Annotated in this window: 27 protein-coding genes and 3 pseudogenes; 22 read left to right on the forward strand and 8 right to left on the reverse strand. The window is 67.5% G+C overall.

The features are described from left to right. Window positions 1-94 precede the first annotated feature (94 nt). Entirely contained in the window at window positions 95-712 is a 618-nt protein-coding gene (locus ACTWQI_RS23300; RefSeq protein ID WP_443273404.1) for an HAAS signaling domain-containing protein, read from the reverse strand. Beyond that, window positions 709-1,065: a PadR family transcriptional regulator gene (locus ACTWQI_RS23305; RefSeq protein ID WP_443273406.1), complete on the reverse strand. Its 357-nt coding sequence runs from the start codon at window positions 1,063-1,065 to the stop codon at window positions 709-711. The genes ACTWQI_RS23300 and ACTWQI_RS23305 overlap by 4 nt, the downstream gene beginning before the upstream one ends. On the opposite strand from ACTWQI_RS23305, the pseudogene ACTWQI_RS23310 reads away from it, so the two are divergent. Continuing rightward, a pseudogene (locus ACTWQI_RS23310) lies at window positions 1,064-1,252 on the forward strand (transposase); the annotation flags it as partial. The gene ACTWQI_RS23305 and the pseudogene ACTWQI_RS23310 overlap by 2 nt on opposite strands. Before the next feature lie 5 nt (window positions 1,253-1,257). Then, window positions 1,258-1,365, forward strand: a pseudogene (locus tag ACTWQI_RS23315) (IS5 family transposase); the annotation flags it as partial. Window positions 1,366-1,404: 39 nt separating this feature from the next. Here ACTWQI_RS23315 and ACTWQI_RS23320 read toward each other — a convergent pair. Continuing rightward, window positions 1,405-1,968 carry a flavoprotein gene (locus tag ACTWQI_RS23320; RefSeq protein WP_443273408.1) on the reverse strand — a complete coding sequence of 188 codons (564 nt, stop codon included), beginning with the start codon at window positions 1,966-1,968 and terminating at the stop codon, window positions 1,405-1,407. Window positions 1,969-2,097: 129 nt separating this feature from the next. Here ACTWQI_RS23320 and ACTWQI_RS23325 point away from each other — a divergent pair. The 11 genes and pseudogenes from ACTWQI_RS23325 (at window position 2,098) to ACTWQI_RS23375 (ending at window position 10,524) form a co-directional block, all read left to right on the forward strand. Beyond that, window positions 2,098-3,283, forward strand: a pseudogene (locus tag ACTWQI_RS23325) (helix-turn-helix domain-containing protein). A gap of 181 nt (window positions 3,284-3,464) precedes the next feature. Beyond that, a complete protein-coding gene (locus ACTWQI_RS23330; protein ID WP_443273409.1) occupies window positions 3,465-3,890 on the forward strand; it encodes an ATP-binding protein in 426 nt (141 codons plus the stop codon). A gap of 216 nt (window positions 3,891-4,106) precedes the next feature. Then, a complete protein-coding gene (locus ACTWQI_RS23335) occupies window positions 4,107-4,340 on the forward strand; it encodes a DUF7848 domain-containing protein (protein WP_443273411.1) in 234 nt (77 codons plus the stop codon). Next, window positions 4,337-4,543 carry a hypothetical protein gene (locus tag ACTWQI_RS23340; protein ID WP_443273412.1) on the forward strand — a complete coding sequence of 69 codons (207 nt, stop codon included), beginning with the start codon at window positions 4,337-4,339 and terminating at the stop codon, window positions 4,541-4,543. The genes ACTWQI_RS23335 and ACTWQI_RS23340 overlap by 4 nt, the downstream gene beginning before the upstream one ends. Before the next feature lie 730 nt (window positions 4,544-5,273). Further along, the gene (locus ACTWQI_RS23345; protein WP_443273414.1) at window positions 5,274-5,483 is read left to right on the forward strand and encodes an SH3 domain-containing protein; all 210 of its coding nucleotides are present in this window, start codon (window positions 5,274-5,276) and stop codon (window positions 5,481-5,483) included. A 514-nt stretch (window positions 5,484-5,997) separates the two neighbouring features. After that, on the forward strand, window positions 5,998-6,399 hold the full coding sequence (locus ACTWQI_RS23350) for a hypothetical protein (RefSeq protein ID WP_443273416.1): 402 nt from the start codon (window positions 5,998-6,000) through the stop codon (window positions 6,397-6,399). Between the two features lie 115 nt (window positions 6,400-6,514). Beyond that, the gene (locus ACTWQI_RS23355; protein WP_443273418.1) at window positions 6,515-6,910 is read left to right on the forward strand and encodes a hypothetical protein; all 396 of its coding nucleotides are present in this window, start codon (window positions 6,515-6,517) and stop codon (window positions 6,908-6,910) included. Between the two features lie 111 nt (window positions 6,911-7,021). After that, on the forward strand, window positions 7,022-7,432 hold the full coding sequence (locus ACTWQI_RS23360) for a hypothetical protein (RefSeq protein WP_443273420.1): 411 nt from the start codon (window positions 7,022-7,024) through the stop codon (window positions 7,430-7,432). 98 nt (window positions 7,433-7,530) lie between these two features. Continuing rightward, a complete protein-coding gene (locus ACTWQI_RS23365; RefSeq protein WP_443273422.1) occupies window positions 7,531-8,001 on the forward strand; it encodes a hypothetical protein in 471 nt (156 codons plus the stop codon). A 691-nt stretch (window positions 8,002-8,692) separates the two neighbouring features. Then, window positions 8,693-9,358, forward strand: coding sequence for an ABC transporter ATP-binding protein (locus ACTWQI_RS23370; RefSeq protein WP_443273424.1), 666 nt, complete (start codon window positions 8,693-8,695; stop codon window positions 9,356-9,358). Window positions 9,359-9,360: 2 nt separating this feature from the next. After that, the gene (locus tag ACTWQI_RS23375) at window positions 9,361-10,524 is read left to right on the forward strand and encodes an ABC transporter permease (protein WP_443273426.1); all 1,164 of its coding nucleotides are present in this window, start codon (window positions 9,361-9,363) and stop codon (window positions 10,522-10,524) included. Between the two features lie 197 nt (window positions 10,525-10,721). Here the strand turns inward: ACTWQI_RS23375 and ACTWQI_RS23380 are convergent, their stop codons facing one another. Beyond that, the gene (locus ACTWQI_RS23380; protein ID WP_443273428.1) at window positions 10,722-11,243 is read right to left on the reverse strand and encodes an SUKH-3 domain-containing protein; all 522 of its coding nucleotides are present in this window, start codon (window positions 11,241-11,243) and stop codon (window positions 10,722-10,724) included. 265 nt (window positions 11,244-11,508) lie between these two features. Between ACTWQI_RS23380 and ACTWQI_RS23385 the strand changes: the two genes are divergently transcribed. Then, window positions 11,509-12,150, forward strand: coding sequence for a TetR/AcrR family transcriptional regulator (locus ACTWQI_RS23385; RefSeq protein WP_443273510.1), 642 nt, complete (start codon window positions 11,509-11,511; stop codon window positions 12,148-12,150). Window positions 12,151-12,229: 79 nt separating this feature from the next. Here the strand turns inward: ACTWQI_RS23385 and ACTWQI_RS23390 are convergent, their stop codons facing one another. Both ACTWQI_RS23390 and ACTWQI_RS23395 read right to left on the reverse strand, forming a co-directional pair. Beyond that, window positions 12,230-13,408 carry a lipase family protein gene (locus ACTWQI_RS23390; RefSeq protein WP_443273429.1) on the reverse strand — a complete coding sequence of 393 codons (1,179 nt, stop codon included), beginning with the start codon at window positions 13,406-13,408 and terminating at the stop codon, window positions 12,230-12,232. A 142-nt stretch (window positions 13,409-13,550) separates the two neighbouring features. Next, window positions 13,551-14,675: an AraC family transcriptional regulator gene (locus ACTWQI_RS23395; RefSeq protein WP_443273431.1), complete on the reverse strand. Its 1,125-nt coding sequence runs from the start codon at window positions 14,673-14,675 to the stop codon at window positions 13,551-13,553. Window positions 14,676-14,796: 121 nt separating this feature from the next. On the opposite strand from ACTWQI_RS23395, the gene ACTWQI_RS23400 reads away from it, so the two are divergent. Then, a complete protein-coding gene (locus tag ACTWQI_RS23400) occupies window positions 14,797-16,626 on the forward strand; it encodes an AMP-dependent synthetase/ligase (protein ID WP_443273433.1) in 1,830 nt (609 codons plus the stop codon). Between the two features lie 10 nt (window positions 16,627-16,636). Next, a complete protein-coding gene (locus ACTWQI_RS23405; protein ID WP_443273435.1) occupies window positions 16,637-17,143 on the forward strand; it encodes a hypothetical protein in 507 nt (168 codons plus the stop codon). Window positions 17,144-17,266: 123 nt separating this feature from the next. Here ACTWQI_RS23405 and ACTWQI_RS23410 read toward each other — a convergent pair whose 3' ends face one another. Next, a complete protein-coding gene (locus tag ACTWQI_RS23410) occupies window positions 17,267-17,470 on the reverse strand; it encodes a cold-shock protein (protein ID WP_030620150.1) in 204 nt (67 codons plus the stop codon). A gap of 440 nt (window positions 17,471-17,910) precedes the next feature. Here ACTWQI_RS23410 and ACTWQI_RS23415 point away from each other — a divergent pair, with 440 nt between their 5' ends. From ACTWQI_RS23415 to ACTWQI_RS23425, 3 genes are all read left to right on the forward strand, one after another. Next, window positions 17,911-18,774 (forward strand): menaquinone biosynthetic enzyme MqnA/MqnD family protein, encoded by an 864-nt coding sequence (locus tag ACTWQI_RS23415; RefSeq protein ID WP_443273511.1) that lies wholly within the window; start codon window positions 17,911-17,913, stop codon window positions 18,772-18,774. A 191-nt stretch (window positions 18,775-18,965) separates the two neighbouring features. Then, a complete protein-coding gene (gene mqnC, locus ACTWQI_RS23420) occupies window positions 18,966-20,162 on the forward strand; it encodes a cyclic dehypoxanthinyl futalosine synthase (RefSeq protein WP_443273436.1) in 1,197 nt (398 codons plus the stop codon). Between the two features lie 56 nt (window positions 20,163-20,218). Then, on the forward strand, window positions 20,219-20,914 hold the full coding sequence (locus tag ACTWQI_RS23425) for a demethylmenaquinone methyltransferase (RefSeq protein ID WP_443273437.1): 696 nt from the start codon (window positions 20,219-20,221) through the stop codon (window positions 20,912-20,914). 51 nt (window positions 20,915-20,965) lie between these two features. Here ACTWQI_RS23425 and ACTWQI_RS23430 read toward each other — a convergent pair whose 3' ends face one another. Beyond that, on the reverse strand, window positions 20,966-21,421 hold the full coding sequence (locus ACTWQI_RS23430; protein WP_443273439.1) for an Lrp/AsnC family transcriptional regulator: 456 nt from the start codon (window positions 21,419-21,421) through the stop codon (window positions 20,966-20,968). A gap of 133 nt (window positions 21,422-21,554) precedes the next feature. Between ACTWQI_RS23430 and ACTWQI_RS23435 the strand changes: the two genes are divergently transcribed. The 3 genes from ACTWQI_RS23435 (at window position 21,555) to ACTWQI_RS23445 (ending at window position 26,449) form a co-directional block, all read left to right on the forward strand. After that, window positions 21,555-22,559 (forward strand): asparaginase, encoded by a 1,005-nt coding sequence (locus ACTWQI_RS23435; protein WP_443273441.1) that lies wholly within the window; start codon window positions 21,555-21,557, stop codon window positions 22,557-22,559. 157 nt (window positions 22,560-22,716) lie between these two features. Next, the gene (locus tag ACTWQI_RS23440) at window positions 22,717-24,012 is read left to right on the forward strand and encodes a geranylgeranyl reductase family protein (RefSeq protein WP_443273443.1); all 1,296 of its coding nucleotides are present in this window, start codon (window positions 22,717-22,719) and stop codon (window positions 24,010-24,012) included. Window positions 24,013-24,112: 100 nt separating this feature from the next. Then, complete coding sequence (locus tag ACTWQI_RS23445) at window positions 24,113-26,449, forward strand: ATP-binding protein (protein ID WP_443273444.1); 2,337 nt, start codon at window positions 24,113-24,115, stop codon at window positions 26,447-26,449. Window positions 26,450-26,467: the final 18 nt, after the last annotated feature.

Consider the following 26,467-nt stretch of genomic DNA (forward strand, 5'->3'; position numbering starts at 1 on the left):
CTCGTCACCCTCATGGCCCGGCGGCTGCCCCGCAAAGGCCCCCGCACAGACAGCGGGATCAAGGAGCCTCATCCCTGTCGCTGAGCCGCGCTTCTCACGAAGCTGACTCTGTGGGATCGACGGGAACGTGGGAGGGCTCCTCCGAGGGCGCGATGGTGATGTCGGGACTTGCAGTGGGGGACCAATCGGGCATTTCGCTGGAGGGTGCATCGCTTTGGGAGGGGCCGATCGACGGTTTCTCGATGGCGGGTGGAGGTTGATCGTGTTCGCTGCTGATCGCGCCGAGGGCTAGCAAACCGGCAACAACGGCGGCCGCCGCTGCCCCACTCAGAAGCATCACAGTCCTCCGAGGCCGAGCGAGGGCGGCAGCAGGCGCAGCGATGTCGTCCAGCCGTTGCCGTCTCCTGCCTTCGTGGCCCGGCTCACCCTTATGAGTCGCGAGGGCGGAGGAGGGAATCTGCCTGACGATAGGCGTGGAGCCTGTGGATCTCGGGCCCAGCTCGGCGGCCACGATGTCCGCCGGTGGCCCCAGCCGCTCCAGAACGGCGCGTACTGCGTTGACGTGCAGGGTGTCTGCTTCTTCGAGGGCAGCGTCTATGTGCTCGACTATCTCCTGCCTGAGTTCTTGCCGACGGTCAGCTGTGAGGAAGACGGAAGCGTTGTCAAGGCGACGCAGGTACTCCTCGATGAGCTGATTCTGCCTTGAGGTCACTGGTGGTTCTCCTCACTGTCCAGCAGGTTGTCTACAGCGGTTTTGAAAGGCGCCCACTCAGCGGTGAAGTCCGCCAGTGCCAGTCGCCCCGCAGCCGTCAGCGTGTAGTAGCGGCGTGGAGGCCCGGTGTCGGACTCCTGCCAGACCGTGCTGACCCACTCTTCCTTCCGAAGCCGCGAAAGCAGCGGATAGATGGTGCCCTCGCTGGTCACGAGCCCGTGTGCATCGCATAGTTCCCGCACCAGTTCAAAGGCGTACTTCTCGCCGTCACGCAGTAGTGCCAAAACGCAGAACTGCAGGACCCCACGTCGGAGTTGGCTCACTCCGGAACGCGCACCACCAGGCAGTACCATGCGGAACAAGGTACCTGGTGAGGGTTCACGCCGCCAGCCTCGCTACCTCATTCCGAGGGCGCGATGCGGTACACGAGAGTCAAGGTCCGCTCAACCCGCGATCTTGTATGTGGACCGGACCGGGATCCCCTGGCGCTACCTGCCGCCCTGGGAGACGGTGTACGGCTACTTCGCCCGCTGGGAGAAGGGGGCTACGAGGCCCTGCCCGACCGGTCCGCTGCCGTGATCCACATCGCGATGATCGACCTGATGGCCTGCCTCCTCACCGGCGAATCCACCCCGACCTGGCGCGGCACCTAAACCTCGAATCAAACGAAAACTCGGGAGCAAAGCACCTTCTCATCCTCCTCCGGCGTTGCGCCGGCTGAGGACTGACTGGGCCGCCTCCAGGGCAAGGTGCCATGGGTAGGCGCACGGTCGGCCTTTGCCTGGCTCGTTGGGTACGAATCCGCCTTCTCCGTACAGCACGTGCACGCCCATGGCTCGCAGAGCCGCGATGCTCGTATGGAACTGTGTGTGCTGAACGTAGGCGGCGTTGACGCACGGCATTGCCACCAGCGGGATGCCCTTGCCGATGCCCTCGGCCGCGAAGCCGACGATGAACTTGTCGGTGATCCCCAGCGCCCATTGGTTGATCGTGTTGAACGTGGCGGGTGCGACGACGGCGACATCTGCAGGCGGCCAGACGTCCGGCTCTTTCGGGAGCTTGTACTGGCTGCGCACCGGATGCCCAGTCTGCTTCTCCAGCGCGGGGAGTTGATCGTCAAGCCAGCGTGCTGCCGTAGGGGTGAGCCCCAGGCAGACGTCCCAGCCCGCAGCTTGCGCGCGCTCGATGAACCCCCCGACGTTGAGCACCGGTGGGGCGGCGCTGCCCAGCACATAGAGGACACGGTTCGCGTTCATGGTGGCAGTCCACCCTGTCGGGCCTGCTCCTGCAACCGTGCTCGGCGGTGGGTAGATCGCCGTTCGTCGTTCTCGGCAGCAGCCCGACGGGTAGCGTTTCGATGAGCGAGTCATGGAACGGAGCGTTGGATGCCCTTCCCCGGCGACGATCACACGGGCGCTCGGATCGCACATCATCGGAAGCGAGCCGGGCTGACGCAGCGCGGGTTGGCTCAGAAGATTCCGTACTCCTACAGCCTGCTCACGCAGGTTGAGTCCGGTCATAAGCCTGCCAGTCCGGACCTGGTGGCCACAGTCGCGCAGGCGCTGTGTGTCGATGTCACCGCGCTGACTGGTCAGCCGTACGTGACTGAGCTCCAGCAGGATCGATTGACGGAGTTGATCCGGCCCATCCGGGAGGCTCTTGATCTCTACGACCTGGGGGCGGATCCCGACATCGCTCCTCGGCCCACGCCCCAGCTTGTCGCCGCCGCCCATCATCTTTGCCAACAGGTCCGGGCCACGAAGCTCCACGACGCAGCTCGTGATCTCCCTGGCACGATCGCTGAGATCACTACAGCCGCGCACCGCACGCCGTCGTCCGACCTGTGGGCAGCTTTGTCGAGCACCTACCGCACCGCACACGACGTGGCCGTTAAAGCTCGGTTTCTACGACCTGTCGACGGTGGCGCTGGACCGAATGGACTGGGCAGCGGTGCGCGCGTCCGATCCGCTGTTGTCAGCCGTGCGCCAGTACATGCGCGCGTTCGTCTACTTCCGTGAAGGCGAATACACGATCGGCCAACGTCTCATCGCCTCCGGGCGTGGGCTGTTGGAGCAGTCGCCGATCACGAGGGAAAGGCATGCCGTAGCGGGACAACTCCATCTCGGGGCCTCAGTCATCGCCGCCCGGGCTCGTGACCACGACGCCGTCACGACGCACCTGGCCGAAGCGCGGTCCTATGCGGATCGAATCGGCGAGGCGACGGATGTGCACTGGTTGTCGTTCGGGCCGACCAACGTCGCGGTGCATGCCGTATCCACCAACGTCGAGATGCGGCAGTACGGCGAAGCGCTACGGCATGCGGCACAGGTACGGATCCCCAAGGGCTGGGCACTTTCCCGAGTCGCTCACTTCTACATCGACCAAGCGCGCGCCGAGATGGAAGCCGGTCGATCCGAGGCCGCCTTGAAATCCATCGTGATGGCACGCAGGTTGGCGCCCCAGCAGACCCGGTATCACTCCGGCGCACGCGAAACGATCAGAGGCCTCGTCCAGCTGTCCCGGCGTACCCCGGACACTCTCGATCACCTCGCCGCCTGGGTAGGCCTGTAGCCGTAGCCCTTTCACCCTGTGCCCCTGGCTTTCACTCAAGTGTGAAAGTTGGGGGCTTGGCACGTCGTCAGCATGAATGCACAGCTGGTTCGCCAACAACGGGACCGAGGTAGACGACGTGAGTAGCCGCCTTGCACAGATTGATCGCTCACCCAAGGCGTCCGCACTTCGGCTGCGCCGAGTGGAGACGGACAGCGCAACTGTGGTCCGGCGCTGGTCGCGTCACCCTCGCTCTGTTGGTCGGGCGCGTGCCGAGCTGCGCAAGACACTGGCCAGTTGGGGCCTGATCGAAATCGAGGACGCGGCGCTCCTGGCCGTCTCAGAGCTCGTGACCAATGCCGTGCGGCATTCGCGTGTGTCGCCTGGTCGGGAGATCGAGACGCGCTATCTGCGCGAGGGCGATGGCGTGCGAATCGAGGTCCACGACGCGGCTGAGATGTGGGAGCAGAAGCAGGCGCCCGATACGGACGCGGAACACGGGCGGGGCCTGGCACTTCTGGCAGCGCTGTCCGACCGCTGGGGAGTAAACGAACGGGTCGGGGTCGGAAAGGTTGTGTGGGCCGTGTTGACGGCGAGTAGCGGAGATGGTGACCAGGATGGCTCGTAATGGTGGTCGTGTCCGTGCTTTGCGGGTGCGGAGCGGTGACCAGTTGATCGACCGGGGTCGGCATCGGGAGGTGAAGGCTGTCCGGTCAGACGGTCGTTCCTCGGGCGAACCTGCGGTGGTGCTGGTCTTCAGATCGGGCCCGCCTGTGCGCCTGCGGGCCTCGGACGTGATGAACGTCGAACGTGGCGGTCGGCGCGCCTTGCGGGGGTCTTAGTGATGGCGGTGCGGTCTGTGATGTGGTTCGCCGATTGGTCTTTGCGCGTGGACGAGTCTGGGAGCGGGCCGGTCTATGAGGCGGAGTGCACGACGTGCGGGGATCAGTCGAGTGCTGCGGATGACAGGGAGGGGCCGGAGGTCTGGTGTCTGGGGCATGCGGGCCGGACGGGTCACACGGGTTTTCGGGGCATCATCACCGCGTTCTTCCGGGCTGAGTTGGTGAGTGTCCGGTGAGCGGCGGCGAACGGGTCTGGGTTGCGGGCCGGTACGGACTTAGCCGTGCGCGGGTGCTGTCGCTGCTGGAGGCGCATGGGATGCGGGTGCGGTTGCCCAACGTCGCAGTGAGCACCGAGCAGCTGGCCGAGTACAGCGAGCTGCGGGCCCAGGGGGTGCGGCATGACGAGATCGCGGATCGGTTCGGCGTCAGCAGGTGCTGACTGTATGCGGCGATCCGGCTGCATCGTGAGGCGCGGCTGATTCGGTATCCGCCGTAGAGCAGGGCGGGGGCTGTCGCGAGTGACGGCAGTGGCGGTCCTCGCCCTTCCGATTCCCTTGAGCGCGTGACCAGGCGGGTGGAGCCCCACTGGTCTGGGGGCAACTTCGCCTGCTGGGAGCAAGCACGCGTTCGGGAGCGGCAACGGCTTGACGGCCAATCGTTGCCGACGCGGCCCGGCTTCTATGGCGTCGGAGGCCGGGCCGCACATGCACGAACCCATGGCGACCGATTCGGGTGAGGGTCGCAGACAACCGCATACGAGACCGGACCCACCCCTTAGCCCTGGTAAGCGCGGGGTGGTCCGGCGGGAGTCCACAGGGAATCCCGGTGCCGAATGGTACCGGGGCGGACGCGTTCGCTGACGCGATGTGATCGGGCAAGTTCAGAGATCAGAGGCTCGCCCCATGGTGGCTGCGTAAAGCCTCGTAGGCCATCGACCCCTAGTAGGGCACGATCTTGTCTCCTTGCCTTCGCTATTGCGAACTGCGAGTCGGAAGGCATGCGATGCAGTTGGTACGGAATCGGCTGTGGTTGGCGGTAGCCGCCGCGGTCTTGGGGCTCCTGTGTGCACTGGGCGCAGGGTCCTCACGCGCCGATGCGGCTTCCCTGGGTGGGGCCGCGTCGCAGGTCACGGCGGGCGCCCCCCGGGCAAGGCCGGGGTCACGAAGCGCGTGGCGACGGACGGGCTCCGGCTGCGGGCGGCACCGTCCTTCAACGGCCGGATCAAGGGGCTGCTGTGCAACGGGGACAGGGTCTTTGTCCGCATACAGTTCCACCCTTCGTACAACCGGGACTGGGTCGGGGTTGTCCTGACGCAGAAGGGCAGGGGAGGTCTGAGCAAGCGGACGTTCGGCTACGTCTACAAGTGGTACCTCGCCTAGTCGGCGGGAAGCCTGGTGCCTGGAGCGGGCTCCCACGAGGTACTCGGTGACGGATCGTCACCATCTGGAACTGCGGTCTCCTCCCTGCATGGGAGGGGACCGTTTTCGGTGGTTCAACAGGGTACGAATTTGCCCAACGCTGTGCGTTTGCTGATGCAGGGCAACTGGCGGGGTCGGTTGGCCCGTGAGGAGATGCGCTACATGCGTGAGGATGCGTCGCTGGGGCCTGGGGCGATGAACCGGGCAAGACGGCTGAGTGCGCAGTGCGGACTAAGGATCGAGGAGGCCTGCGTCCTTAAATCCACTCTTTATCCGCTATATAGCCCGTGGGAGAGGAAGAGGAAGTCGTGAAAGCCATTATTCAAGGTGATTTGTCCCGTGATTCACGACACAGTTGATCAAGCTAGTCACCGTATGTACATAGGCAAGAAAGAGTGTTTAATGATCTCCGCCGTGCCCACGTCAATGCTCTAGGCGTGTGCACGTCAACATCTTTCGAGTCGGGGAGGTTCGAATGCAGTTGAAGCGAAAGCTGGCGATCGTGGCCGTTGCTGCCGCCTTCGCGAGCGTGGCCGGCGTCGGCACCGCGAGCGCCACGTTCACAGATATGTCGGGGACGGTTTACGACGACGGTTGGTCCCACTATTCCAAACAGCGTTGTGTTTCAGCCTTTATCGGAGCTGCCAGATTCAAGATGAGCAGCTACCCGGACGGCGACAGCATGCGCCACAAGCCGACCTCTGGGTCGGGCGGCGGGGGCCGCGTCTACTCCGACACGTACTTCACGTCTGGCGACTACACGGCAAAAACCATGGGCCCCAGCATGGGCGAGTGCTTCTACTGGAATTCGCGCCAATACGAGGGAACTTTCGAGACGGACTGGCAGGACACCTGGTTCGGCAAGATCGAGTACTAGGTCGGGGCAGCCTGCCTCATTGTGTGCGCCGACGGGCGGTTTCGAGCTGCGTCATGCCGCACGCCACGACAGTTCGTCAGGTCGCTTCAAGCTTTACGGATTCAGGGGAGGACGAATGCAGTTGAAGCGAAAGCTCGCTGTAGTCGCCATTACCGCCGCTCTCGCGAGCGTGGCTGGGGTCGGGACCGCAAGTGCCACTTACCTCGATATGTCGGGGACGGTTTACGACGACGGGTGGTCGCACTATTCGACCAGGCGCTGCGCTAGCACCAGTGTCTGGTTCAAGATGAGCAGTTACCCGGATGGTGACGACGTGCGCCACAAGCCGACCTCTGGGTCTGGCGGCGGGGGAACTGCCTACACCGACCAGTACTTCAGCGCCGGCACCTACACGGCGCGAAGCATGAGCATGGGCTCGGGCGACTGCTTCTACTGGAACTCACGCCAATATGAAGGCACCTTCGAGACGGACTGGCAGGACACCTGGTTCGGCAAGATCGAGTACAAGTAGGTGGCAGCGAGTTCGTCATGGTGTAACGCCAATTAGGTTGCGTGTCACGCCATCGCATGCATCACAACCTTCAAGCAACACATAAACACTCCGCTGATTCAGGAGGATCGAATGCGGCTGAAGCGAAAGCTCGCGTTCGTTGCAATTGCTACCGCCCTCGCAGGCGTAGCGGCAACGGGGATAGCAAACGCCACCACTGAGGACATGTCGGGAACCGTCTATGACGACGGTTGGGCCCACTATTCCACCAAGCGGTGCGTCCCATCTTCACACGGGGTCGTGTACTTCCAGATGAGCAGCTACCCGGATGGCGACGACATGCGCCACAAGCCGACTTCCGGGTCGGGCGGTGGCGGAATCACCTATTCCGATCAGTATTTCACCGCCGGCACCTACGCGTGGCGCAATATGGGCGTCAATTCTGGTAAGTGCTTCTACTGGAACGCCCGCCAATACGAGGGCACCTTCGAGACGGACTGGCAGGACACCTGGTTCGCCCACATCGATTGGCGTAACCTCTGACAGGCGCAAATCGATAACGTCGGCGCCAGGCCTCTGCGGGCCTGGCGCCGATAGCTTTCCTAACGTTCGATCGACCGCAATGAAGGATGGAAACTTACATGCGCGCAAACGCAGGCTGGGCAGCACTGGTGACAGGAATGCTCTTGGCAGGACTCACTGGTTGCGGAGGGGGAAATGAGATCCCTGACGGTTGGACCACCAAGGACAAAGTCAAGAAGCAGCTAGTCAAGGAGCGCCAGAAGGTCTCGCTCCCTAAGGGATGGCACTGGCAAGACCAGGTGGCGGGCGGACAGAAGGACATCTATGAGGAGGGTGCCGCGCAGGCCATGGTCCTGGACGAGGTGACCTGCGCGTGGAGTTTGGCTGCGCTAAAGAGCGCGGAAAAGGACGATGAACGGGGCCAGGAAAAGGCCCTGGCAGAGCTCAAGGAATTGCGCAATCTGCCAGCGTACAAGCGCAATGACGTCAGCTACCGGCAGTTGGTAGAATCCACCCAAAGCAAGGCGGAATTGGGGGACTTTAGCACGATGAGCCAGTACGTTGACAACAATTGTAAGAGCTACTCGTGAAAATGCGTATATTTAGAACTGTTGGTGTTGGGCTTCTCATTCTGGCGGGAAGCGTCACTGGCGGTTGGCTGGCCCAGCAGGCAACAGGCCCTTCTGCGACAACTGAGCAAGTGAAATCCCCCCTGGCCGATGCCTCACCTCGCCATGTAACCACCAGTCGCGGCACGATTCGTTCAGTCATCGTGCTCGATGGAAGCGTGGTGGCCGACCGAGACTCGACTGAGGCGTCTGATAAGGACAGCATCCAGCGATCTCGCACTATCGAAGCGGAAATCCGACCTGAGCAGCTCGTACGCTTCTCGAACCTGCCCACCACCGGGAAGGGAAAGGTTGACGGGGGCCCTGCTACCCAAGACTGCCGCCTCTCCAGGCTGACTGGTGGGGGGCCAGACGCCCCAACCCGCATTCGGTGCCGCTTTCCTCAGCGAATCGGCTACCCAGGCGTTGGGGCAGAACTGGCTCTAACCGTCGGGGAGGCCCGAGACGTTGTCACTTTGCCACTCAGCGCCGTTGATGGATCATCAGAGCGTGGAACTGTGTACGTCGTCGAGAACGGAAAGCCACATCCACGAGAGGTCAAGCTCGGGCTGCACGACGGCGTCAACGTCGAAATCTCCTCGGGATTGAGGACTGGTTCCGTAGTGCTTGACCCGCCACCATCCTTCTTCGAACCGGGTGGCAAGTAGTGATCATGCTTGAGGAGGTCGGAAAGGATGTCGTCCTCCGTGATGGGCAGCCGCTCACCTTGCTGGACCAGGTGAATCTGACAGTGCGCGCAGGTGAGTTCGTCGCTGTAGTGGGCCGTTCCGGCTCAGGCAAGAGCACTTTGCTCAATTTGATTGGCCTGCTGGACACCCCAACCCGCGGGCGCATCCTCTACGAGGACAAAGACATCTCCGGATGCGGAGACACGGAACTGTCCCAGCTTAGAGGCCAGCACCTCGGCTTTGTCTTCCAGCAATTTAATCTCCTTGCAAGACGCACGGCCGTTGCTAATGTGGCTGCGCCGTTGCTATTCACCTCGTCCTGTGATGCGCGGGAGCGCAGGCGCCGGGCAGTTGAGCAGCTGCGACGGGTTGGATTGGAACATCGCCTGGATGCGGTGCCTTCCACGATGTCCGGCGGCGAGCAGCAACGAGTTGCTATCGCCCGTGCACTCATCGGAAATCCCAAGATTGTCCTTGCAGATGAGCCCACCGGCTCCTTGGATGAAGACACCGGAACGCAAGTGATGCGTCTACTGATTGACGAGGTGCGGAGCGCCGGCGCAACGCTGCTTCTTGTCACGCATGATCGGGAGTTGGCCCTCCAGGCTGACCGGACAGTCCATCTGGACAAAGGACGGGTGCTGGAGTAATCATGCGATTTCGATCCCTCATGGCGGCAGTTCGGGATGAACTCACCGCGCATCCGACACGCACTCTGCTCGCTGCAGCCAGTGTAGTCGTCGGCATTACCTGCCTCGTGGTGGTAGTGGCTCTCACCGGATTGGGGGAGCGCGCTATCCGGAGCGACATCGAAAAGTCCGCTGGTCGAGCGGAGACGTACAAGCTCGATGGACTGGACACCGATGGAAACTTTTTGTCGCGCAAGGTTGTAGAGCATGCGGATCGGCGCCTGGCACAACTCGGCGTCCCTTCCCGTAGCCGCTACGACGGCTACCAGGCCATAACCTCCACGGGTCGCAGCACCGACCTATTTGCTGTCGATCCGTCTTACAATCATGTCCGTTCTATCGACCTAATTGCTGGCAGGTGGTATAGCAGCAAGGACGTCCGGCGTTACCCGGTCCCTGTAGTGATTAATAAGGCCGCAGGCGGCGATCTTTCCTCGGACGAAATTGGTACGGTGTCCGTATTGAAGGTGGGGGACACGGCCATTGCTGCCAGGGTGATAGGGAAAGTTGACGACGGGCGAACGGACGCCACCGTATATGGACTTCATGAGTCCCTGCAGTCGACATCGGCTACACTTCCTGCCCCTGAGGCTGGTTACCTCTATGCCATTTCGCCGAGTGGAGCCCAACTAGTTGCTCGCGACCTAGCCCGTCTCGCACGTAATCTTGAGGCCTCCGGGGTGGACGTACGTCGTATCGATGACAGTGATGCATTTCAAAAGATCTTTCGTGTGATCCAAGGGGTTGGCATTGGTGCTGCCGCTATCGCGTTGATCGCCGGCAGTTTGGGATTTCTTAATCTGGGATTGGCATCCGTCCAGCAACGTGTCCGCGACTTCGGTGTCCTCCGTTCATTCGGAGCTACCAGAGCGTCGGTCTTCCTGACGGTGCTCATGGAATCCGTCGTGATCACACTCGGTGCGGGCATTGCCTCCGTCGGCATTTCCTGGTTCGCGCTGCAGGTCATGCCACCGATTGGAAGCATCGACCTTGGGAATGCAGAGTTGCCCGGAAGCGCAGTTCTGGTCGGCCTGGTTGTGTCAGTGGCGCTTGGCCTATTGGTTGGCGTGATACCAGCCCGTCAGGCGACCCGTGTTGACGTGATTGATGCCATCCGCACCCAGTAGCACACTGCTGGCTATAACGCTTGGTCAGAATCGATCTGCGCCGACGTTCGATCCTGCTGGTCATCCCCTCATCTTTGGCAGCCGCGTTGCACCGAGGACAGCCAGACGGGGCTAGCGACGCTCTGATCGACTCATGAGGTGGCACGCGGTCGGCGGCGGAGGCTTTGATCCTCAGGCCTCGCCCCCGTGCCGACTAGCTACCACTGTGCCGTCATCCCCTGGCCAATGGAGGCACGGGCGCGGAGCATTGCTAGGGGTGTTTGTGAAGGGGGCTGGGATGCGGCGGAAGACGGTTGGTCGGCCTTTGCGGAGGAAGGGGCTGGTGTGGTGCAGGTGGTGGAGGACGAGAAGGGCCGCCGGACGTCCAAGCCGCCAAACTCTCGGAGGAAGACCTCGGCGGCCTCATGAATGCGAAGGCCTTCCTGCTCCAGCTCAGCGCGCCAGGCAGTCGTGTCGATCCTCCGCCCTGGCAGCCAGCCCGCAGCTCGAAGAGCCTCATCCACTTCTGGTGACATGGATTCATTCTGGTCGGACTGCCGAGATCTGGGTCGCGAGCAATCCGTACTGACGGCCAGGGAACCGTGCACCTCAGCGGGCGAGCTTGGGAATCCCCAGAAGATCTTGCTGCTTCGCGGCGCTGCTCTGTGCTGTCCGATTCCGGATTCGTCGGCGTCCGGCGCCGGTCCGGGACGGGCATGCGCACGGAACGTCGTTCCCATCTGGCTCACTGTCGCGAACAGTTGACGTCCAGCAGCGGCAGGCCGTCACACCCGTGAATCGAGGACCGGTGTATTTCTCGGTATCCCGGCAATCCGTGGGGCAGGGGCGAGCCTTGGGCTGCGATCACGGGGAACGCTGTGGCGGGGCTGCGCCGCAGGCCGGAAGCCGACGGCGGCTACGAGGGCCGTGCGGCCGGCCGGTTATATTACCGGCCAGTAAGTCGGGTGGGGGGAGGGCGGAGACGTGGGCGAGAGGGCGCAGCGGATGCCGCGCGCCGTGCGGGAGCAGCAGATGCTCGACGCGGCGGTGGCGACCTTTGCCCAGCGCGGGTACCGGGCCGCGTCGATGGACGAGATCGCCGAGCTGGCAGGCGTGTCGAAGCCGCTGGTGTATCTGTATCTCAACTCCAAGGAGGAGTTGTTCAGCGCCTGCATCCGGCGCGAGGGGGCGGCCCTGCTTGCGGCCGTCCGGGAGGCGGTCGAACGGGATGCGGAGTCCGCGGCGCAGCAGCTCTGGAACGGGCTGCGGGCCTTCTTCGCGCACACCGCCGAGCATCCGGACGGCTGGGCGGTGCTGCACAGTCAGGCCCGTACGCACGGGGAGCCCTTCGCCCGCGAAGTCGCCGCCATGCGGGTGGACATCGTCGCGTTCGTCACGCAACTCATCGCGGCGGCGGCACGCGAGGCCGGGTGCGACCCCGAGCCGACCGAGCGGGAGGTGGCCGGGATGGCACACGCGCTGGTAGGGGCGGCCGAGTCGCTGGCCGGATGGGCGAACGACCGCAAGCACGACCGCCCCGGCGAGGACGGTCCGTCGGCGCGGGAGACAGCGGCGACACTGATGAACTTCGCCTGGGCGGGGCTGGGGAACCTCATGAACGGTCGCCCCTGGTCACCCACCCGCTGAGGCAGGTCCGTGCCGGCAGCCGTGGGTGCGGTGCCGGGACCAGGAGCACCGCACCCACGGGTCTTCGGACCGGCGGCCGCTACGAGCAGTTGCCGTCCGCCGGCTTCCCGGAGAATCGGCCGGCGAGCCAGTCGATCGCCGGGACCGCTCCCGCCGTCACCGCCGTCACATGCCCGAGCGGCAGTGACGTCCACCGCACAGCCGTGCCCCTGGCGCACCAGTCGGCGCGCAGCCGCTGCCCCACGTCGTACGGGATCAGCTCGTCCACGGTCCCGTGGTACAGGTACACGGGGTGGTCGGGGCCGTGCGAACCGAGGTTGCTCTCGCGCAGCCGCCGCAGCCAGTCCTCCTCGTACAGCGGGTTCTTGACCGTCACGTCCGAGATCCGCTTGAAGAGTCCCGCCGTGGTGTTGGCAGCGACGCAGTTCTTCTTCATGTAGTCGACGTAGAAGCGCCCCTTGTCGTTGAGGTACTTGTCGAGTTGCAGTTCCGGGAAGGCGGCGTTCTGGCCGGTGGCCGCCATCAGGATCAGGCCCGCGCCGATGTTGCCGTCATTGAAGTCGGCGACCTTCAGCAGATCGGCGGGCACGCCGCCGGTCGCCGTGCCCTCGACCTTCAGCTCAGGCGCGTACGAGTCGTGCAGCTCGGCCGCCCAACTGGAGGCCTGCCCGCCCTGCGAGTAGCCCATGATGCCGACGGGCCCGTCCGCCGAAAGACCGGCCTCCGGGAGGCGCTGGGCGGCGCGCGCCGCGTCGAGGACGGCGTGGCCCTCGGCCCGGCCGACCGTGTACGTGTGGTCGCCAGGGGTGCCGAGGCCCTCGTAGTCGGTGACGGCCACCGCCCAGCCCCGCTGCACCACCTGGTTGATCAGAGTGGCTTCGGTGGTGGTGCCGTTCGGGAACCCCGCCGACGGGGCGCACTGATCGCCGAGCCCGACCGTCCCGACGGCGTACGTGACCAGCGGCCGCGGCCCCGTCCTGCCGTCGTTGGGGACGATCACCGTGCCGGAGACGACGTTCGGCTCGCCCTTGGCGGTGCTGGAGCGGTACTCGATGTGCCAGGCCCGGGTGTTCGTCGGCTGGCCCGGGAGGGGGTGGAAGGAGGTCGGGGCGGATCGGACGATGTCGCCCGGGCGGCTCACGGCTTCGCCGCCGGCGTCGATGGCGGTGGCGGCCCATGGCAGGCCCGCCGCGAGGATCAGGCCCGCCGTGGCGGCGACGGCCCACCGGTGGTACGGGCGCACTGGTGCACGATGCATGCGGCTCTCCCAACTGTCCGAGCGGCGGACCGGCGACAAGCGCCCGGAAGCGCTGGGCCGGTCCGGCTGGTCGACCGGACCATCTCTGGACGTTGGGGGGAACGTAGTGACTCACGAGTAAGGTCGGCGCTGACCGAACAGCTCAGCTTTGTTGACTCTGCGTCTCACAAGACGCGCCACCGGCTCCTGCACCGTGAGTTCCGCCGTCGGCTGCTTCCGCGCCGCTGCGTTCGCCGCCCGAGAGGCGATACGCGCCCGGCGTGGTGCCGGTCCAGCGGCGGAAGGCCCGGTGGAACGCGGTGTCCTCGGAGAACCCGAGCCGTGCCGCCAGCTCCGCGATCGGCTCCCGTCCCTCCGCCAGCCCCGTGATCGCCGCATCCCGACGGACCGCGTCCTTCAGGCGCTGGAAGGAGGTGTCCTCCTGCTGGAGCCTGCGCCGCAGCGTTGCCGGACTGACCGCCAGCCTGGCGGCGACCTCGGCGACCTCGGGCAGCCGGGCCGTACCGCCGCCCCGCAGGGCCCGGACGAGCACCCGGCGCACCTGCTCGGCGACCGTCGTGCCGTACTCGCGGCGGCTCAGCAGATCGGCGGGTGCCCGCCGCAGCAGGGCCTCGAGGGTCGACTCGTCCTGCACGACGGGGGCGGCCAGCCAGTGCGCGTCGATGGCGGCGCGCGTGCGGTCGGCACCGAAGCGCACCGGACAGCCGAACAGGATGTCGTATTCGTGCCGGTACGGGGCCAGGGGCGCGGGATAGGCGAACTCGGCGCGCAGCAGCGGGATACGGCGGCCGATCAGCCAGCTGGACAGCCGGTGCCAGATGATCACCAGGCACTCGGAGAGGAAGTGGTCCTCGTCGTGGGCGAGATCACTGCGGACGACGAAGACGGCCTCGGAGCCGGCGGCGAGCCTCGCGGGGCGCTCGAGGGCGAGGTCGGGACCGTTGGGGAAGAGCCCGTAGAAGCGGATGCCCCGCTCCAGCGCGGCACCCAGGTCCCGGCAGCCCAGCGCGGCGTAACACATCATCGCGAAGGTGCCGCGCCGGCTGGGCGCGGATCCGAGGGCGAGGAACTCGTCGTCGGTGGCCCGGTGCAGCGCCCTGACGAGGCGCGTGAACTGCTCGGGCGTGACCCGTGCCCGGTCGTCGCCGAGCAGCAGCGGAGGGATCTGTGCCCGCTGCAGCAGCGGCACGGTGTCGATGCCGAGTCGCTGGGCTCCGCGCAGGGCGGCGCGCACATGGTGCACTGAGATCGTCCGCCGGCTCGACATTGCAGGTGGGCTCCCGTGAGCTCCGGTGAGCGGAGAGGCCAGTCGCGGTGACGTTTCCCGCCATCCCTGGCCGCCACGCCCGCTCCCTAGCGTCGTACGGTACGCGACCGAGGGAGACGCCATGGAGCAGGCCCGGCACGTCCAGCAGCCCGAACAGCCCGAACAGCCCGAACAGCCCGAACAGAGCGAACAGCCGGAGACCCTAGCCGTGTTCACGGAGTGGACCGCCGACCGCTTCGGCGAGCTGCCCGCCCTCCGGTTCCGGAAGGGGGACTGCTGGGCGGAGGTCACGTACGGGGAGCTCTGGGAGACCGTACGGGCCATCGCCTGCGGATTCGTCGGCGGGCTCGGCGTTCGCCCGGACGACCGGGTCGCGATCCTCGCCGAAACCCGGCCCGAGTGGACGTACGCGCAGCTGGCCGCGCTGGCGGCGGGCGCGGTCGTCGTCCCGGTCTACCCGACCGCGGGCGAGGAGGAGGTCACCTGGGTGCTCGGCGACTCCGCCCCCACCGTGATCGTCTGCGAGGACGCTGCGCAGGCCGCGAAGATCGAGCGCATCCGCTGGAAACTGACGGGCCTGCGGCACGTCGTCCTGATGTCCGAGGCCACGGACGACGATCTGTCGCTGACCGCCCTTCCCGACCCCGCGCCGCTGCCCGAGCTCCTGGCGCGGAGCGCCCGGCGCACGGGTGACGACCTGGCCGCCATCGTCTACACCTCCGGCACCACCGGCCTGCCCAAGGGCTGCCGCCTCACGCACGGCAACATCGGCGCCGTTCGGGACGGCACGCTCCACCTCACCGACGGCGGCCCGGGCGACACCACGTATCTCTACCTTCCCCTCGCGCACCTCATGGCACAGCTCGTGCAGTTCCAGACCCTGCTCCAGGGCGGCACTCTCTGCTACTTCGGCGGGAAGATCGAGAACATCGTGGCCGAGCTGGCCGAGGTCCGGCCCACCCGTCTCCCGTCCGTGCCACGACTGTTCGAGAAGGTCCATGCGACCGTCCTGGCGCTCGCCGAGTCCCAGGAGGGCGGCCGGGAGCGCCTCGACGCGGCCGTACGGCTGGGTGTGCAGGTCGCCGAGGCGCGAGCGCGCGGCGAGGAGCCGACGGGCGAGCTGCTGGACCGATGGCAGGCGGCCGACCGGGCGCTGTACGGCCTGGTCCGCGCGGCCTTCGGAGGGCGGCTGCGCTGGGCCCTCACCGGAGCCGCGCCCATCGCCCGGCAGACCCTGGACTTCCTGCGCGCCTGCGGCATCGCGGTCTACGAGGGGTACGGGATGACCGAGTCCGGCGGCGTCATCGCGCTCAACCACCCGGGCGCGGTGCGGTACGGCACGGTCGGGCGGCCCATGGCGGGCTGCGAGGTCAAGATCGCTGAGGACGGCGAGGTGCTGGTCCGCGGCCCGAACGTCTTCCCCGGCTACCACCGGAACCCGGAGGCCACCCGGGAGGCGGTGGATGCGGAGGCCTGGCTGCACACCGGCGACCTCGGCGCGCTGGACGCCGACGGCTATCTCACCATCACCGGTCGCAAGAAGGACCTGATCATCACCTCGGCCGGCAAGAATCTGACGCCGTCGCTCGTGGAATTCGCCATCCAGCAGTCCCGCTGGATCTCCCGGGCGGTGATGATCGGCGACCACCGCCCGTACCCGGTCGCGCTGCTCACCCTCGATGCTGAGGAGATCGCGGGCTGGGCGCGGCGCGAGGGCGTGGCGCTGGACGACGGTCCGTCCCGTCACCCGGCCGTACGGGCGCTGTGCCGGGAAGCCGTCGCCGCCGCGAACGCCCAGCTGGCCCGCCCGGCCCGGATCCGCGCCTTCGCGATTCTCGACGAGGACTTCACGGTCGACTCCGGCCTCCTGACCCCGACCCTGAAGGTCCGCCGCAGCGCTGTCGCGGAGCGGTACGCGGCTCAGATCGCGGCCCTCTACGAGCAGGGCTGACAATGAAGAGGTGGAGCGGTCTCCGTACGCGGAGCCGTACGCGGCGGGAGGGGCGCCTGCGCCCGCGCACTGCCACGCGTATGCCTGGGTCGGGCCCCGCTGGCTCTTCGACAAGGAGGGCGAGCGGCGGCCGGAGTACCCCGCTGCCTTCGCGGCATCGGAGGTGACTCCGCTGCGGCCGGCGCAGTGGCTGCGCAAGCCCAGGCGCATGATCCGCTCCACCTTCACGGACCCCGAGGAGGCGGCCGCGTGGATCAGGGCGCGGACCGAGGAGGTCGTACCGTCACTGCTGCACCCGGAAGAGGCCGAGTCGCCACCGCTGGCCCGGCGCGAGGCGGTCGCGGCGGACATGCTCCGATGGGGCGGGGACGTGGTGTGGGGCTTCCACCTGCGGGACGGGCGGTTCGCCTCGTACGCGCTGATCTGCTGCCCGAACCTGATGGAGCCGGAGCTGGCCTGCCCGGAGGGGCTGGCGTCAGGGCCGGCGCGGACGGAACGCCGCGTGGCCGGGATGTGACAGGCTGCCGGGGCCGGGACGTGACACAGGCAGGAGCCCTGCCTCCGCCGAAGCGGGGGCAGGGCTCCTTGGGTACTGCACTCGGGTCCAACACGTCGACCGTGATCGGTCGACCCGGGCACCTTAGGCCGGGGTGACGTTCTCCGCCTGCGGGCCCTTCGGGCCCTGGGTGACGTCGAAGGTCACGGTCTGGTTCTCCTCCAGGGAGCGGAAGCCAGACGCGTTGATCGCGGAGTAGTGGACGAAGACATCGGGACCGCCGCCGTCCTGGGCGATGAAGCCGAAGCCCTTCTCGGCGTTGAACCACTTGACGGTTCCGGTAGCCATAAAGCCCTCCTTGGGCCAAAGGGTTGCCCTGCTCCAGAACCTGCAAAGAAGTCTGAAAACTACAAAAGCCTGCGGCGTCACATGCTCCGCAGGCTCTGTACTGCAAGGGAAACCAAACTGCAACTTGGGGGCGAGCCTAGCAGGTATGCGCAGGTCCCGGAAGAGAAGAAGATCACCCGGGCGGGCGGTTTCACACCGGCAAAGCCGCGCGAGCCTGCGGCGCGGCACAGCGGAACATCGGCCCCGTAGGACACGTACCGGACCGGGCCCGGCGGTCCGTCCGGGTGAATTCGGCCCTCCGGGCCGCCTCGCCGGTACGGGAAGGGTGCCCCGCGGCCGTTCCCCCGGGCCGCCGGGTCTAGCCTCACGCTGTGGAACACCGCTCAGACAGCGCCGCCCTCAGCACCCACGCCGCAGGCACCCCCGTCGCCGACGACCGCATCGGCGACGGCCACCGTCACGGTCGGCCCCGGGTCGGCCACATCCAGTTCCTGAACTGCCTGCCCCTTTACTGGGGCCTTGCCCGTACGGGCTCCCTGCTCGACCTCGAGCTGAGCAAGGACACTCCCGAGAAGCTCAGCGAGCAGCTGATCCGCGGCGAACTCGACATCGCACCGATCACGCTGGTCGAGTTCCTGCGGAACGCGGACGATCTCGTCGCCTTCCCCGATCTGGCCGTGGGCTGCGACGGGCCGGTGATGTCGTGTGTGATCGTGTCGCAGCTGCCGCTGGACCAGCTGGACCACGCGCGCGTGGCGCTGGGCTCCACGTCCCGTACGTCGGTACGGCTCGCCCAGCTGCTCCTCGCCGAGCAGTACGGCGTCGCGCCCGACTACTACACCTGTCCGCCCGATCTCGGTCTGATGATGCAGGAGGCGCAGGCCGCCGTGCTGATCGGGGACGCAGCGCTGCGCGCCTCCCTGCACGACGCGCCCCGCCTCGGGCTCCGGGTCCACGACCTGGGACGGATGTGGAAGGACTGGACGGGCCTGCCGTTCGTCTTCGCCGTCTGGGCGGCCCGCCGCGACTACCTGGCGCGCGAGCCGCGGATCGTGCGCCAGGTGCACGAGGCGTTCCTCGCGTCCCGGGACCTCTCGCTGGAGGAGGTCGGCAAGGTCGCCGAGCAGGCGGCCCGCTGGGAGGCCTTCGACGCCGAGATGCTGGAGCGGTACTTCACCACGCTGGACTTCCGTTTCGGGCCCGAACAGCTCGCGGGTGTGGCCGAGTTCGCCCGCCGCGTCGGTCCCACGACCGGCTTCCCGCCGGACGTGCGGGTGCAGCTGCTGCCTGCGGCGACCTCCTGAGCCGGTCCGTCGATCTGTCGGTCCGCGCGTTCCCCGGCCCGGAATCCGGCCTGGGACGCCACGACTTCCGGTGCCGCGCCGGGCTGCACGGTCACCACGTCCACCCTTCGGCGGCGTACCGCCGCGGGCTCCGTCCGGACGGGGGCGTACGCTGGTCCGGTCCGTCAAGACCCTCCGGAAGGGACGCCCCGGTGAGCCAGAGCGCCGACCTTCAGTCCGTCCTCGACCGCGCTGCCGTGGGGGGCCGCATCACCCCGGAGGAGGCGCTCGACCTGTACCGGTCGGTGCCGCTGCACGCGCTCGGCGCAGCCGCCGACGCGGTCCGCCGCCGCCGTTACGCCGGGACCGACCACATCGCGACGTACATCATCGAGCGCAATATCAACTACACCAACGTGTGTGTGACGGCGTGTAAATTCTGCGCCTTCTACGCTCCGCCGAAGAGCGACAAGGGCTGGACGCGCGACCTCGACGACATTCTGCGGCGCTGCGCCGAGACGGTCGAACTCGGCGGCACCCAGATCATGTTCCAGGGCGGCCACCACCCCGACTTCGGCGTCGAGTACTACGAGGAGCACTTCTCGGCGATCAAGAAGGCGTACCCGCAGCTGGTCATCCACTCCCTCGGGGCGTCCGAGGTCGAGCACATGGCCCGCATCTCGGGCGTCCCGGTGGAGGAGGCGATCCGCCGGATTCACGCCGCGGGTCTCGACTCCTTCGCCGGCGCGGGCGCCGAACTGCTGCCCGCCCGCCCCCGCAAGGCCATCGCGCCGCTCAAGGAGTCCGGCGAGCGCTGGCTGGAGATCATGGAGATCGCGCACGGGCTCGGTGTCGAGTCGACCTCCACCATGCTGATGGGCACGGGGGAGACGAACGCGGAGCGCATCGAGCACCTGCGGATGATCCGCGACGTCCAGGACCGTACGGGAGGCTTCCGCGCCTTCATCCCGTACACCTACCAGCCGGAGAACAACCATCTGAAGGGGCAGACCCAGGCCACGATCTTCGAGTACCTGCGGATGATCGCGGTCGCGCGGCTCTTCCTCGACAACGTCGCCCACATCCAGGGCTCGTGGCTCACCGTCGGCAAGGAGGTCGGCCAGCTGTCGCTGCACTACGGTGCGGACGACCTCGGATCGGTGATGCTGGAGGAGAACGTGGTCTCCTCGGCGGGCGCCAAGCACCGCTCCAACCGCATGGAGCTGCTGGCGCTGATCCGTGCCGCGGACCGTGTCCCGGCGCAGCGGTCGACGACGTACCAGCACCTGGTGGTCCACGACGATCCGGCGAACGACCCGGTCGACGACCACGTGGTCTCGCACCTGTCCTCCACGGCCATCGCCGGGGGGACGGCGCATCCCGAGCTCAAACTCATCGACGCGGGGTGAGCCGCGCCGGGCGGGCCGGGTACGGACCGCATCTGTCCAGGGTGAAGAATGGGGCCGTGACCCGAGCATCCCTGGACAAGCAGCCGCATGAAGTCGCCGCGATGTTTGATGACGTGGCGGCGAAGTACGACCTCACGAACGACGTGCTGTCGCTGGGCCAGGCGCGGCTCTGGCGCAAGGCGGTGGCCCGGGCCGTCGCCGCACGCCCCGCGGAGCGGATCCTGGACCTCGCCGCCGGGACGGCCACCTCCTCGCAGCCCTTCGCCGCGGCGGGGGCGTACGTCGTGCCCTGCGACTTCTCGCTGGGCATGCTGCGCGAGGGCAAGAAGCGGTATCCGCACATGCCGTTCACTGCGGGCGACGCCACCAGGCTGCCCTTCGCGGACGCCTCCTTCGACGCCGTCACGATCTCCTTCGGGCTGCGCAATGTGCAGGACACGGATGCCGCGCTGGCGGAGCTGCTGCGGGTCACCAAGCCCGGGGGCCGGCTGGTGATCTGCGAGTTCAGCCACCCCACGTGGGCGCCGTTCCGCACGCTCTACACCGAGTACCTGATGCGGGCGCTGCCGCCGATCGCGACCGCGGTCAGCAGCAGCCCGGACGCGTACGTCTACCTCGCCGAGTCGATCCGCGCCTGGCCGGACCAGCCTGCGCTGGCCGCCCTGCTGGGGAAGGCGGGCTGGTCGAAGGTCGCCTGGCGGAATCTGACGGGCGGCATCGTCGCCCTGCACCGGGCGGTCCGCACCGACTGAGTGGTCCGCCGCCCGGATCGGGCGGATCGGATGCCGGATCTTGTGGCCCGGTCAGCTACCGACCGACAGTCCTCGCGGCTCCTTGATCCGCTTCATCACGATCTGCGAGTTCACCTCGGTCACCCCGGGCAGCGCGGTGATCCGTTCGATCCACAGCTGCTCGTACGCGTCGATGTCGGCGACCGCGATCCGCAGCAGACAGCCGGGGCTGCCGAAGAGCCGGTAGGCCTCCACCACGTCCGGCAGTTCCTCGAGCGCCGCCTCGAAGGCCTCCACCGTTTCGCGGTCCCGGCGCACCTCGACCGAGACGAGGACTTCGAAGCCGCGTCCCACCGCCACGGGGTCGAGCACTGCCCGGTAGCCGAGGATCACGCCGTCCTGCTCAAGCTGCCGCACGCGGCGCAGGCACGGCGAGGGCGTCAGACCCACCCGCTGGGCCAGCTCCTGGTTCGTCAGTCGGCCGTCATGCTGGAGCTCGCGCAAGATGCTGCGATCGATCTCGTCCATTCCCGCAATTATCCGCTACTAGAGAAGGATGCTGCATGAATACTAGCCATCACTTGCCATCCCGTGTGCCCTATTATTGCCCGTTGGGTCAGAGTCCGCCGAAGAAGGACGAGGGAAGAAGGTGAGCAGGGGTATGCGACGCATCGTCGTGGTGACCACCGGTGGGACCATAGCCAGCCGCTGGCAGGGCAACGGGTACGCCGCCGACGCCGCCGGGCAGGACGTGCTCGCCACGGCCGCCCTCCCGGAAGGCGTCGAGACCGAGATCGTCGATCTCTTCACCGTCAACAGCCCGCGCTTGACCACCTCCCACCAACTCGCCCTGCTCCACACGGTTCACGAGGTCCTGGCGAACCCCGCGGTGGACGGCGTCGTCGTCACCCACGGCACCGACACCCTGGAGGAGTCCGCGCTGCTGCTCGACCTCCACCACGGCGACCCCCGCCCCGTGGTACTCACCGGGGCACAGCGTCCCTTCGAGGCGGTCGACGGCGACGCGGCGAGCAACCTCTACGACGCGCTGCTCACGGCCGCGAGCGTCCAGGACCTCGGCACGCTCTCGGTTTTCGCGGGTTCTGTGCACGCCGCCCGCGGCACGGTGAAGACCCAGACCGTGGCCGCCGACGCCTTCGCCGACCCCTCCCAGAGGCCGGTCGGGAAGGTCGGCTTCGGCCGCGTCCAGGTGCTGCGCCGCCCGGACCGTCCGGAGCCCCTCGATCTGCCGGCCCGCGGTGCCCAAGTCCCGCGCGTGGACATGGTCATGCACCATGTCGACGCCGATCCACTGCTCCTCGAAGCCGCCGTGGAGGCGGGGGCGCGGGGCGTGGTGCTCGTCGCCACCGGGGCGGGCAACGCCACCCCGGAATTCGCTAACGCGGTCGCCCGGGCGGTGTCCCGCGGCGTCCTCGTCGCGCTCACCACCCGGGTGGCAGCCGGACCGGTCACCCCGATCTACACCGGCGGCGGCGCCGTGGACCTGATCGCGGCGGGTGCGGTGCCGACCGGCACCCTGCGCGGCGGCCAGGCCCGTATCGCCGTCCTGTCCGCGCTGATGTCCGGGACCGACCCGCTGGAGTGCGCGGCCACGCTCCGGCGCATCGCCGACCCCAGCACGGTGGCCCTTCCGGCGACGGCCTGACGCAGCGGGCCTGACGCAGTCCTGACGCACCGTCGAAGCCGGGCCGCTCGTCGTCGCCAGTGGCGGACGGGCGCCCGGTCGACCTCCTCCCGTCGGCGCAAAGCGGTCGTTCTAGACTGCGGGGATCGTCTCCGCCGAGAGCACCAGGAGTGCCGACGTGACCGACACCGCCGCCACCGCACACAACGAGCGCAGCGCAGACGTGATCGTGGTCGGGGCCGGGCCCGCCGGCTCGACGACGGCGTACTACCTGGCGAAGGCCGGCCTCGACGTCCTCCTGCTGGAGAAGACCGCGTTCCCGCGCGAGAAGGTCTGCGGCGACGGTCTGACCCCGCGTGCCACCAAGCAGTTGGTCGCCATGGGCATCGACGTCTCACCGGAAGCGGGCTGGCTGCGCAACAAGGGCCTGCGGATCATCGGCGGCGGGGTCCGCCTCCAGCTCGACTGGCCGGAGCTGGCCTCGTATCCGGACTACGGACTCGTCCGCAAGCGGGACGACTTCGACGAGCAGTTGGCCCGGCAGGCGGAGAAGGCGGGCGCGCGGCTGTACGAGCGCTGCAACGTCGGTGCCCCGATCCTGGACGACCGGACCGGCCGGATCACCGGCGTCGAGGCGAAGCTCGGCGAGGAGAAGACCCCGGTCACCTTCCACGCCCCGCTCGTCGTCGCGGCGGACGGCAACTCGACCCGACTCTCCCTGGCCATGGGCCTGCACCGGCGCGAGGACCGTCCGATGGGCGTGGCCGTACGGACGTACTTCACCTCCCCGCGCCACGACGACGACTACCTCGAGTCCTGGCTGGAGCTGTGGGACCGGCGCGGCGGCCAGGAGCGGCTGCTGCCCGGCTACGGCTGGATCTTCGGCATGGGGGACGGCACCTCCAACGTCGGCCTGGGCGTCCTCAACACCTCCGACTCCTTCAAGGAGCTGGACTGGCGTGAGGTCCTCAAGGCGTGGTGCGCCTCGATGCCTCAGGACTGGGGCTACACCCCGGAGAACATGACGGGCCCGATCCGCGGCGCCGCGCTGCCCATGGCCTTCAACCGGCAGCCGCACTACACCAAGGGGCTGCTGCTGGTCGGTGACGCGGGCGGACTGGTCAACCCGTTCAACGGCGAAGGCATCGCCTACGCGATGGAATCGGGGCAGATCGTCGCGGATGTCATCGTCCAGGCGCATGCCCGTGCGACCCCGGCGCAGCGTGAGCGGGCCCTCCACGCCTACCCGAAGATCCTCAAGGACACCTACGGCGGTTACTACACGCTGGGCCGCGGCTTCGTGAAGCTGATCGGCAACCCGAAGGTCATGAAGGTCGCGACGCAGCGTGGCCTCACGCACCCGCTGCTGATGAGGTTCACGCTGAAGCTGCTGGCCAACCTCACGGACCCGACCGGCGGTGACGCCATGGACCGGATCATCAACGGCCTGTCGAAAGTGGCACCGCGCTCCTAGGCGGGCACGGCGGTTCCGGGCGGCTGCGCTCCGGATCGCCCGTCGGCAAAGCACTGACACGGTTGTCACAGCGAGTCCGGATATTTACAGTCAAATCACTATGACATTTGTGGCGCCGCGGCATGAGACGCGTCTGCCGGCCGATACCACCAGCTTCATCGGCCGCCGCCGGGAGGTAGCGGAGGCCAAGAGGCTGCTGTCGAGCACCCGGATGCTGACGCTCACCGGGGTCGGTGGGGTGGGCAAGACCCGGCTTGGGCTGAGGATCGCCGGCGAGGTGGAGCGCGCTTTCCCCGACGGGGTGTGGCTGGTCGAGCTGGCGGCCCTCACGGACGAGCGGCTGCTGGCCCACACCGTGATCGATGCGCTCGGGATCCGGCAGCGGGCCCGCCCGCCCGTCGAGGCTCTCTGCGACTTCCTCGCCGACCGGCAGCTGCTCCTGGTGCTGGACAACTGCGAGCACCTGCTGGACGCGGTCGCGAGTCTGGCCGGGCAACTGCTGCGTGCGGCCCCTGGCCTGCGGATCCTGGCCACCAGCCGCCAGCCGCTGGGGGTGCAGGGCGAATACATCCTCGATGTGCCGCCGCTGCCCGTACCCGACCCCGAAGCAGGGGTGCCGCCCGGATCGCTACCGCGATACGACGCCGTGAGGCTCTTCCTGGAGCGGGCCGGCGCCATGCAGACGGGTTTCACTCTGAGTGATCAGAATGCCCAGGCCGTGAGCCGGATCTGCGGGAGACTCCAGGGGATCCCCCTCGCGATCGAGCTGGCGGCCATGTGGCTGCGCCGTCTGGCTCTCGAGCAGATCCTGGACCGTCTGGACGACCAGCTGCATCTGCTCACCCGTGGATGGCGGGCGGCACCGCCACGCCAGCGCACTCTGCGAGCGGCGATCGACTGGAGCTACGAGCTCTGCTCCCCCAAGGAGCAGTTGCTCTGGGCCAAGCTGTCGGTCTTCGCCGGAAGCCTGGATCTGGAGGCGGCCGAGGAGGTGTGCGCGGGCGATGGCATCGACAGGACGGAGATGCTCGACCTGATCTCCGGCCTGGTCGACAAATCGATCATCGGGTGTGTACGTCCCGAGGACGGACCTGCGCGATACCAGCTTCTGGAGACCATCCGCCAGTACGGCCGGGAGCTGCTCGCCGACTCCGGTCAGGAGGTCGCGCTGCGCCGCCGGCACCGGGACTGGTACCGGCACCTGGCCGAGGAGAACGAGGCCGCCTGGACCAGGCCGGATCAGGTGGAGTGGCTGTTCCGGATGGCCAGGGACCACTCCAACCTGCGAGCGGCATTCGAGTTCTCCGTGGCTGAGCCGGGCGGCGCGCAAGCGGCGCTCGCCATCGGCTCCTCGCTCTGGCCCTACTGGCTCGCTTCGGGTGCCTTCACCGAGGCGCGCCACTGGCTCGGCGAAGCACTCGCGGCCGATCCGCAGCACAGCCGGGTCAGGGCGAAGGCGCTGTGGGTAGCCGGCTGGCACGCCGTCCAGCAAGGCGATGTGGCGGGGGGAGTGCCGCTGCTGGCCGAGTGCCGCCAACTGGCAGAGGAGCTGGGCGACGAGACAGCCCTCGCCTGGGCGATCGAGTGGTCCGGTCAGGCAGCGTTGCACGGGTCCGACATCCCGCGGGCGGTCGAGCTGTTCTCCGAGGCGCTGGAGCGCCACCGGTCCCTGGGCAACGTCAGCGGCATCGTGGTGGGCCTGTACCTGCTGGCCTCCGCCACCTCCGCCGCGGGTGATCCCCGGTCCGCCGAGCTGGGTGAAGAGATGCTCGCGCTCTGCAGGGAACGAGGTCTGAGGTGGTCCTCCTCGTACGCACTGCATGTGCTCGGGGTGGCAATGTTCCGGCAGGGGAACCTGCCCCGGGCGGTCAGTCTGGTGCGCGAGAGCACCCGGCTGCGGCACGCCTTCCACGACCCACTGGGCACGGCCTTGTGCATCGAGCTGCTCGCCTGGACCGCCGGGGCGCAGGACCGACATGCGCGAGCCGCGGAGCTGCTCGGTGCCGCCCGGGTCTTCTGGCGCGTGGTGGGCACTTCCCCTGACAAGTACGGGCACTTGGCCCCGCCGCACGAGCGCTGCGAGGCACAGGCGCGAGCCGCTCTCGGCGACAAGGCCTTCCAGGCGGCGGTCCGCCACGGCGAGACGCTGGGGCCTGATGAGGCCGTGGCCCTGGCGCTCGGCGAGGAGGCGGCCACCACCGCGGAGGTGACGACGACCGCCGCGCCCACGTTGACCCCTCGGGAACGCGAGATCGCCGGGCTGGTCGCCCAGGGGCTGAGCAATCGGGAGATCGCCGCCCAGCTCGTCATCGCCCAGCGCACCGCCGAGGGCCATGTCGAGCACATCCTTGCCAAGCTCGGCTTCCACTCGCGTGCGCAGATCGCCGCCTGGGCCGCTGAGCATCTCGAAGGGGAGCGGCCTCGCGGGCACCAGTGACTCCTCGCTGTGACCGCT

This window comes from Streptomyces sp. KR80 (genome assembly GCF_052245555.1).
GTDB lineage: Bacteria > Actinomycetota > Actinomycetes > Streptomycetales > Streptomycetaceae > Streptomyces.

Coding starts and splice junctions, on each gene's coding strand:
- ACTWQI_RS23335 (WP_443273411.1), top strand. CDS start 4,107: ATGGCGGTGCGGTCTGTGATGTGGTTCGCCGATTGGTCTTTGCGCGTG.
- ACTWQI_RS23380 (WP_443273428.1), bottom strand. CDS start 11,243: ATGGGAACGACGTTCCGTGCGCATGCCCGTCCCGGACCGGCGCCGGAC.
- ACTWQI_RS23390 (WP_443273429.1), bottom strand. CDS start 13,408: ATGCATCGTGCACCAGTGCGCCCGTACCACCGGTGGGCCGTCGCCGCC.
- ACTWQI_RS23365 (WP_443273422.1), top strand. CDS start 7,531: ATGCGCGCAAACGCAGGCTGGGCAGCACTGGTGACAGGAATGCTCTTG.
- ACTWQI_RS23430 (WP_443273439.1), bottom strand. CDS start 21,421: ATGGACGAGATCGATCGCAGCATCTTGCGCGAGCTCCAGCATGACGGC.
- ACTWQI_RS23435 (WP_443273441.1), top strand. CDS start 21,555: ATGCGACGCATCGTCGTGGTGACCACCGGTGGGACCATAGCCAGCCGC.
- ACTWQI_RS23410 (WP_030620150.1), bottom strand. CDS start 17,470: ATGGCTACCGGAACCGTCAAGTGGTTCAACGCCGAGAAGGGCTTCGGC.
- ACTWQI_RS23400 (WP_443273433.1), top strand. CDS start 14,797: ATGGAGCAGGCCCGGCACGTCCAGCAGCCCGAACAGCCCGAACAGCCC.
- ACTWQI_RS23305 (WP_443273406.1), bottom strand. CDS start 1,065: ATGGTACTGCCTGGTGGTGCGCGTTCCGGAGTGAGCCAACTCCGACGT.
- ACTWQI_RS23375 (WP_443273426.1), top strand. CDS start 9,361: ATGCGATTTCGATCCCTCATGGCGGCAGTTCGGGATGAACTCACCGCG.
- ACTWQI_RS23360 (WP_443273420.1), top strand. CDS start 7,022: ATGCGGCTGAAGCGAAAGCTCGCGTTCGTTGCAATTGCTACCGCCCTC.
- ACTWQI_RS23445 (WP_443273444.1), top strand. CDS start 24,113: ATGACATTTGTGGCGCCGCGGCATGAGACGCGTCTGCCGGCCGATACC.
- ACTWQI_RS23370 (WP_443273424.1), top strand. CDS start 8,693: ATGCTTGAGGAGGTCGGAAAGGATGTCGTCCTCCGTGATGGGCAGCCG.
- ACTWQI_RS23355 (WP_443273418.1), top strand. CDS start 6,515: ATGCAGTTGAAGCGAAAGCTCGCTGTAGTCGCCATTACCGCCGCTCTC.
- ACTWQI_RS23320 (WP_443273408.1), bottom strand. CDS start 1,968: ATGAACGCGAACCGTGTCCTCTATGTGCTGGGCAGCGCCGCCCCACCG.
- ACTWQI_RS23385 (WP_443273510.1), top strand. CDS start 11,509: ATGCCGCGCGCCGTGCGGGAGCAGCAGATGCTCGACGCGGCGGTGGCG.
- ACTWQI_RS23395 (WP_443273431.1), bottom strand. CDS start 14,675: ATGTCGAGCCGGCGGACGATCTCAGTGCACCATGTGCGCGCCGCCCTG.
- ACTWQI_RS23350 (WP_443273416.1), top strand. CDS start 5,998: ATGCAGTTGAAGCGAAAGCTGGCGATCGTGGCCGTTGCTGCCGCCTTC.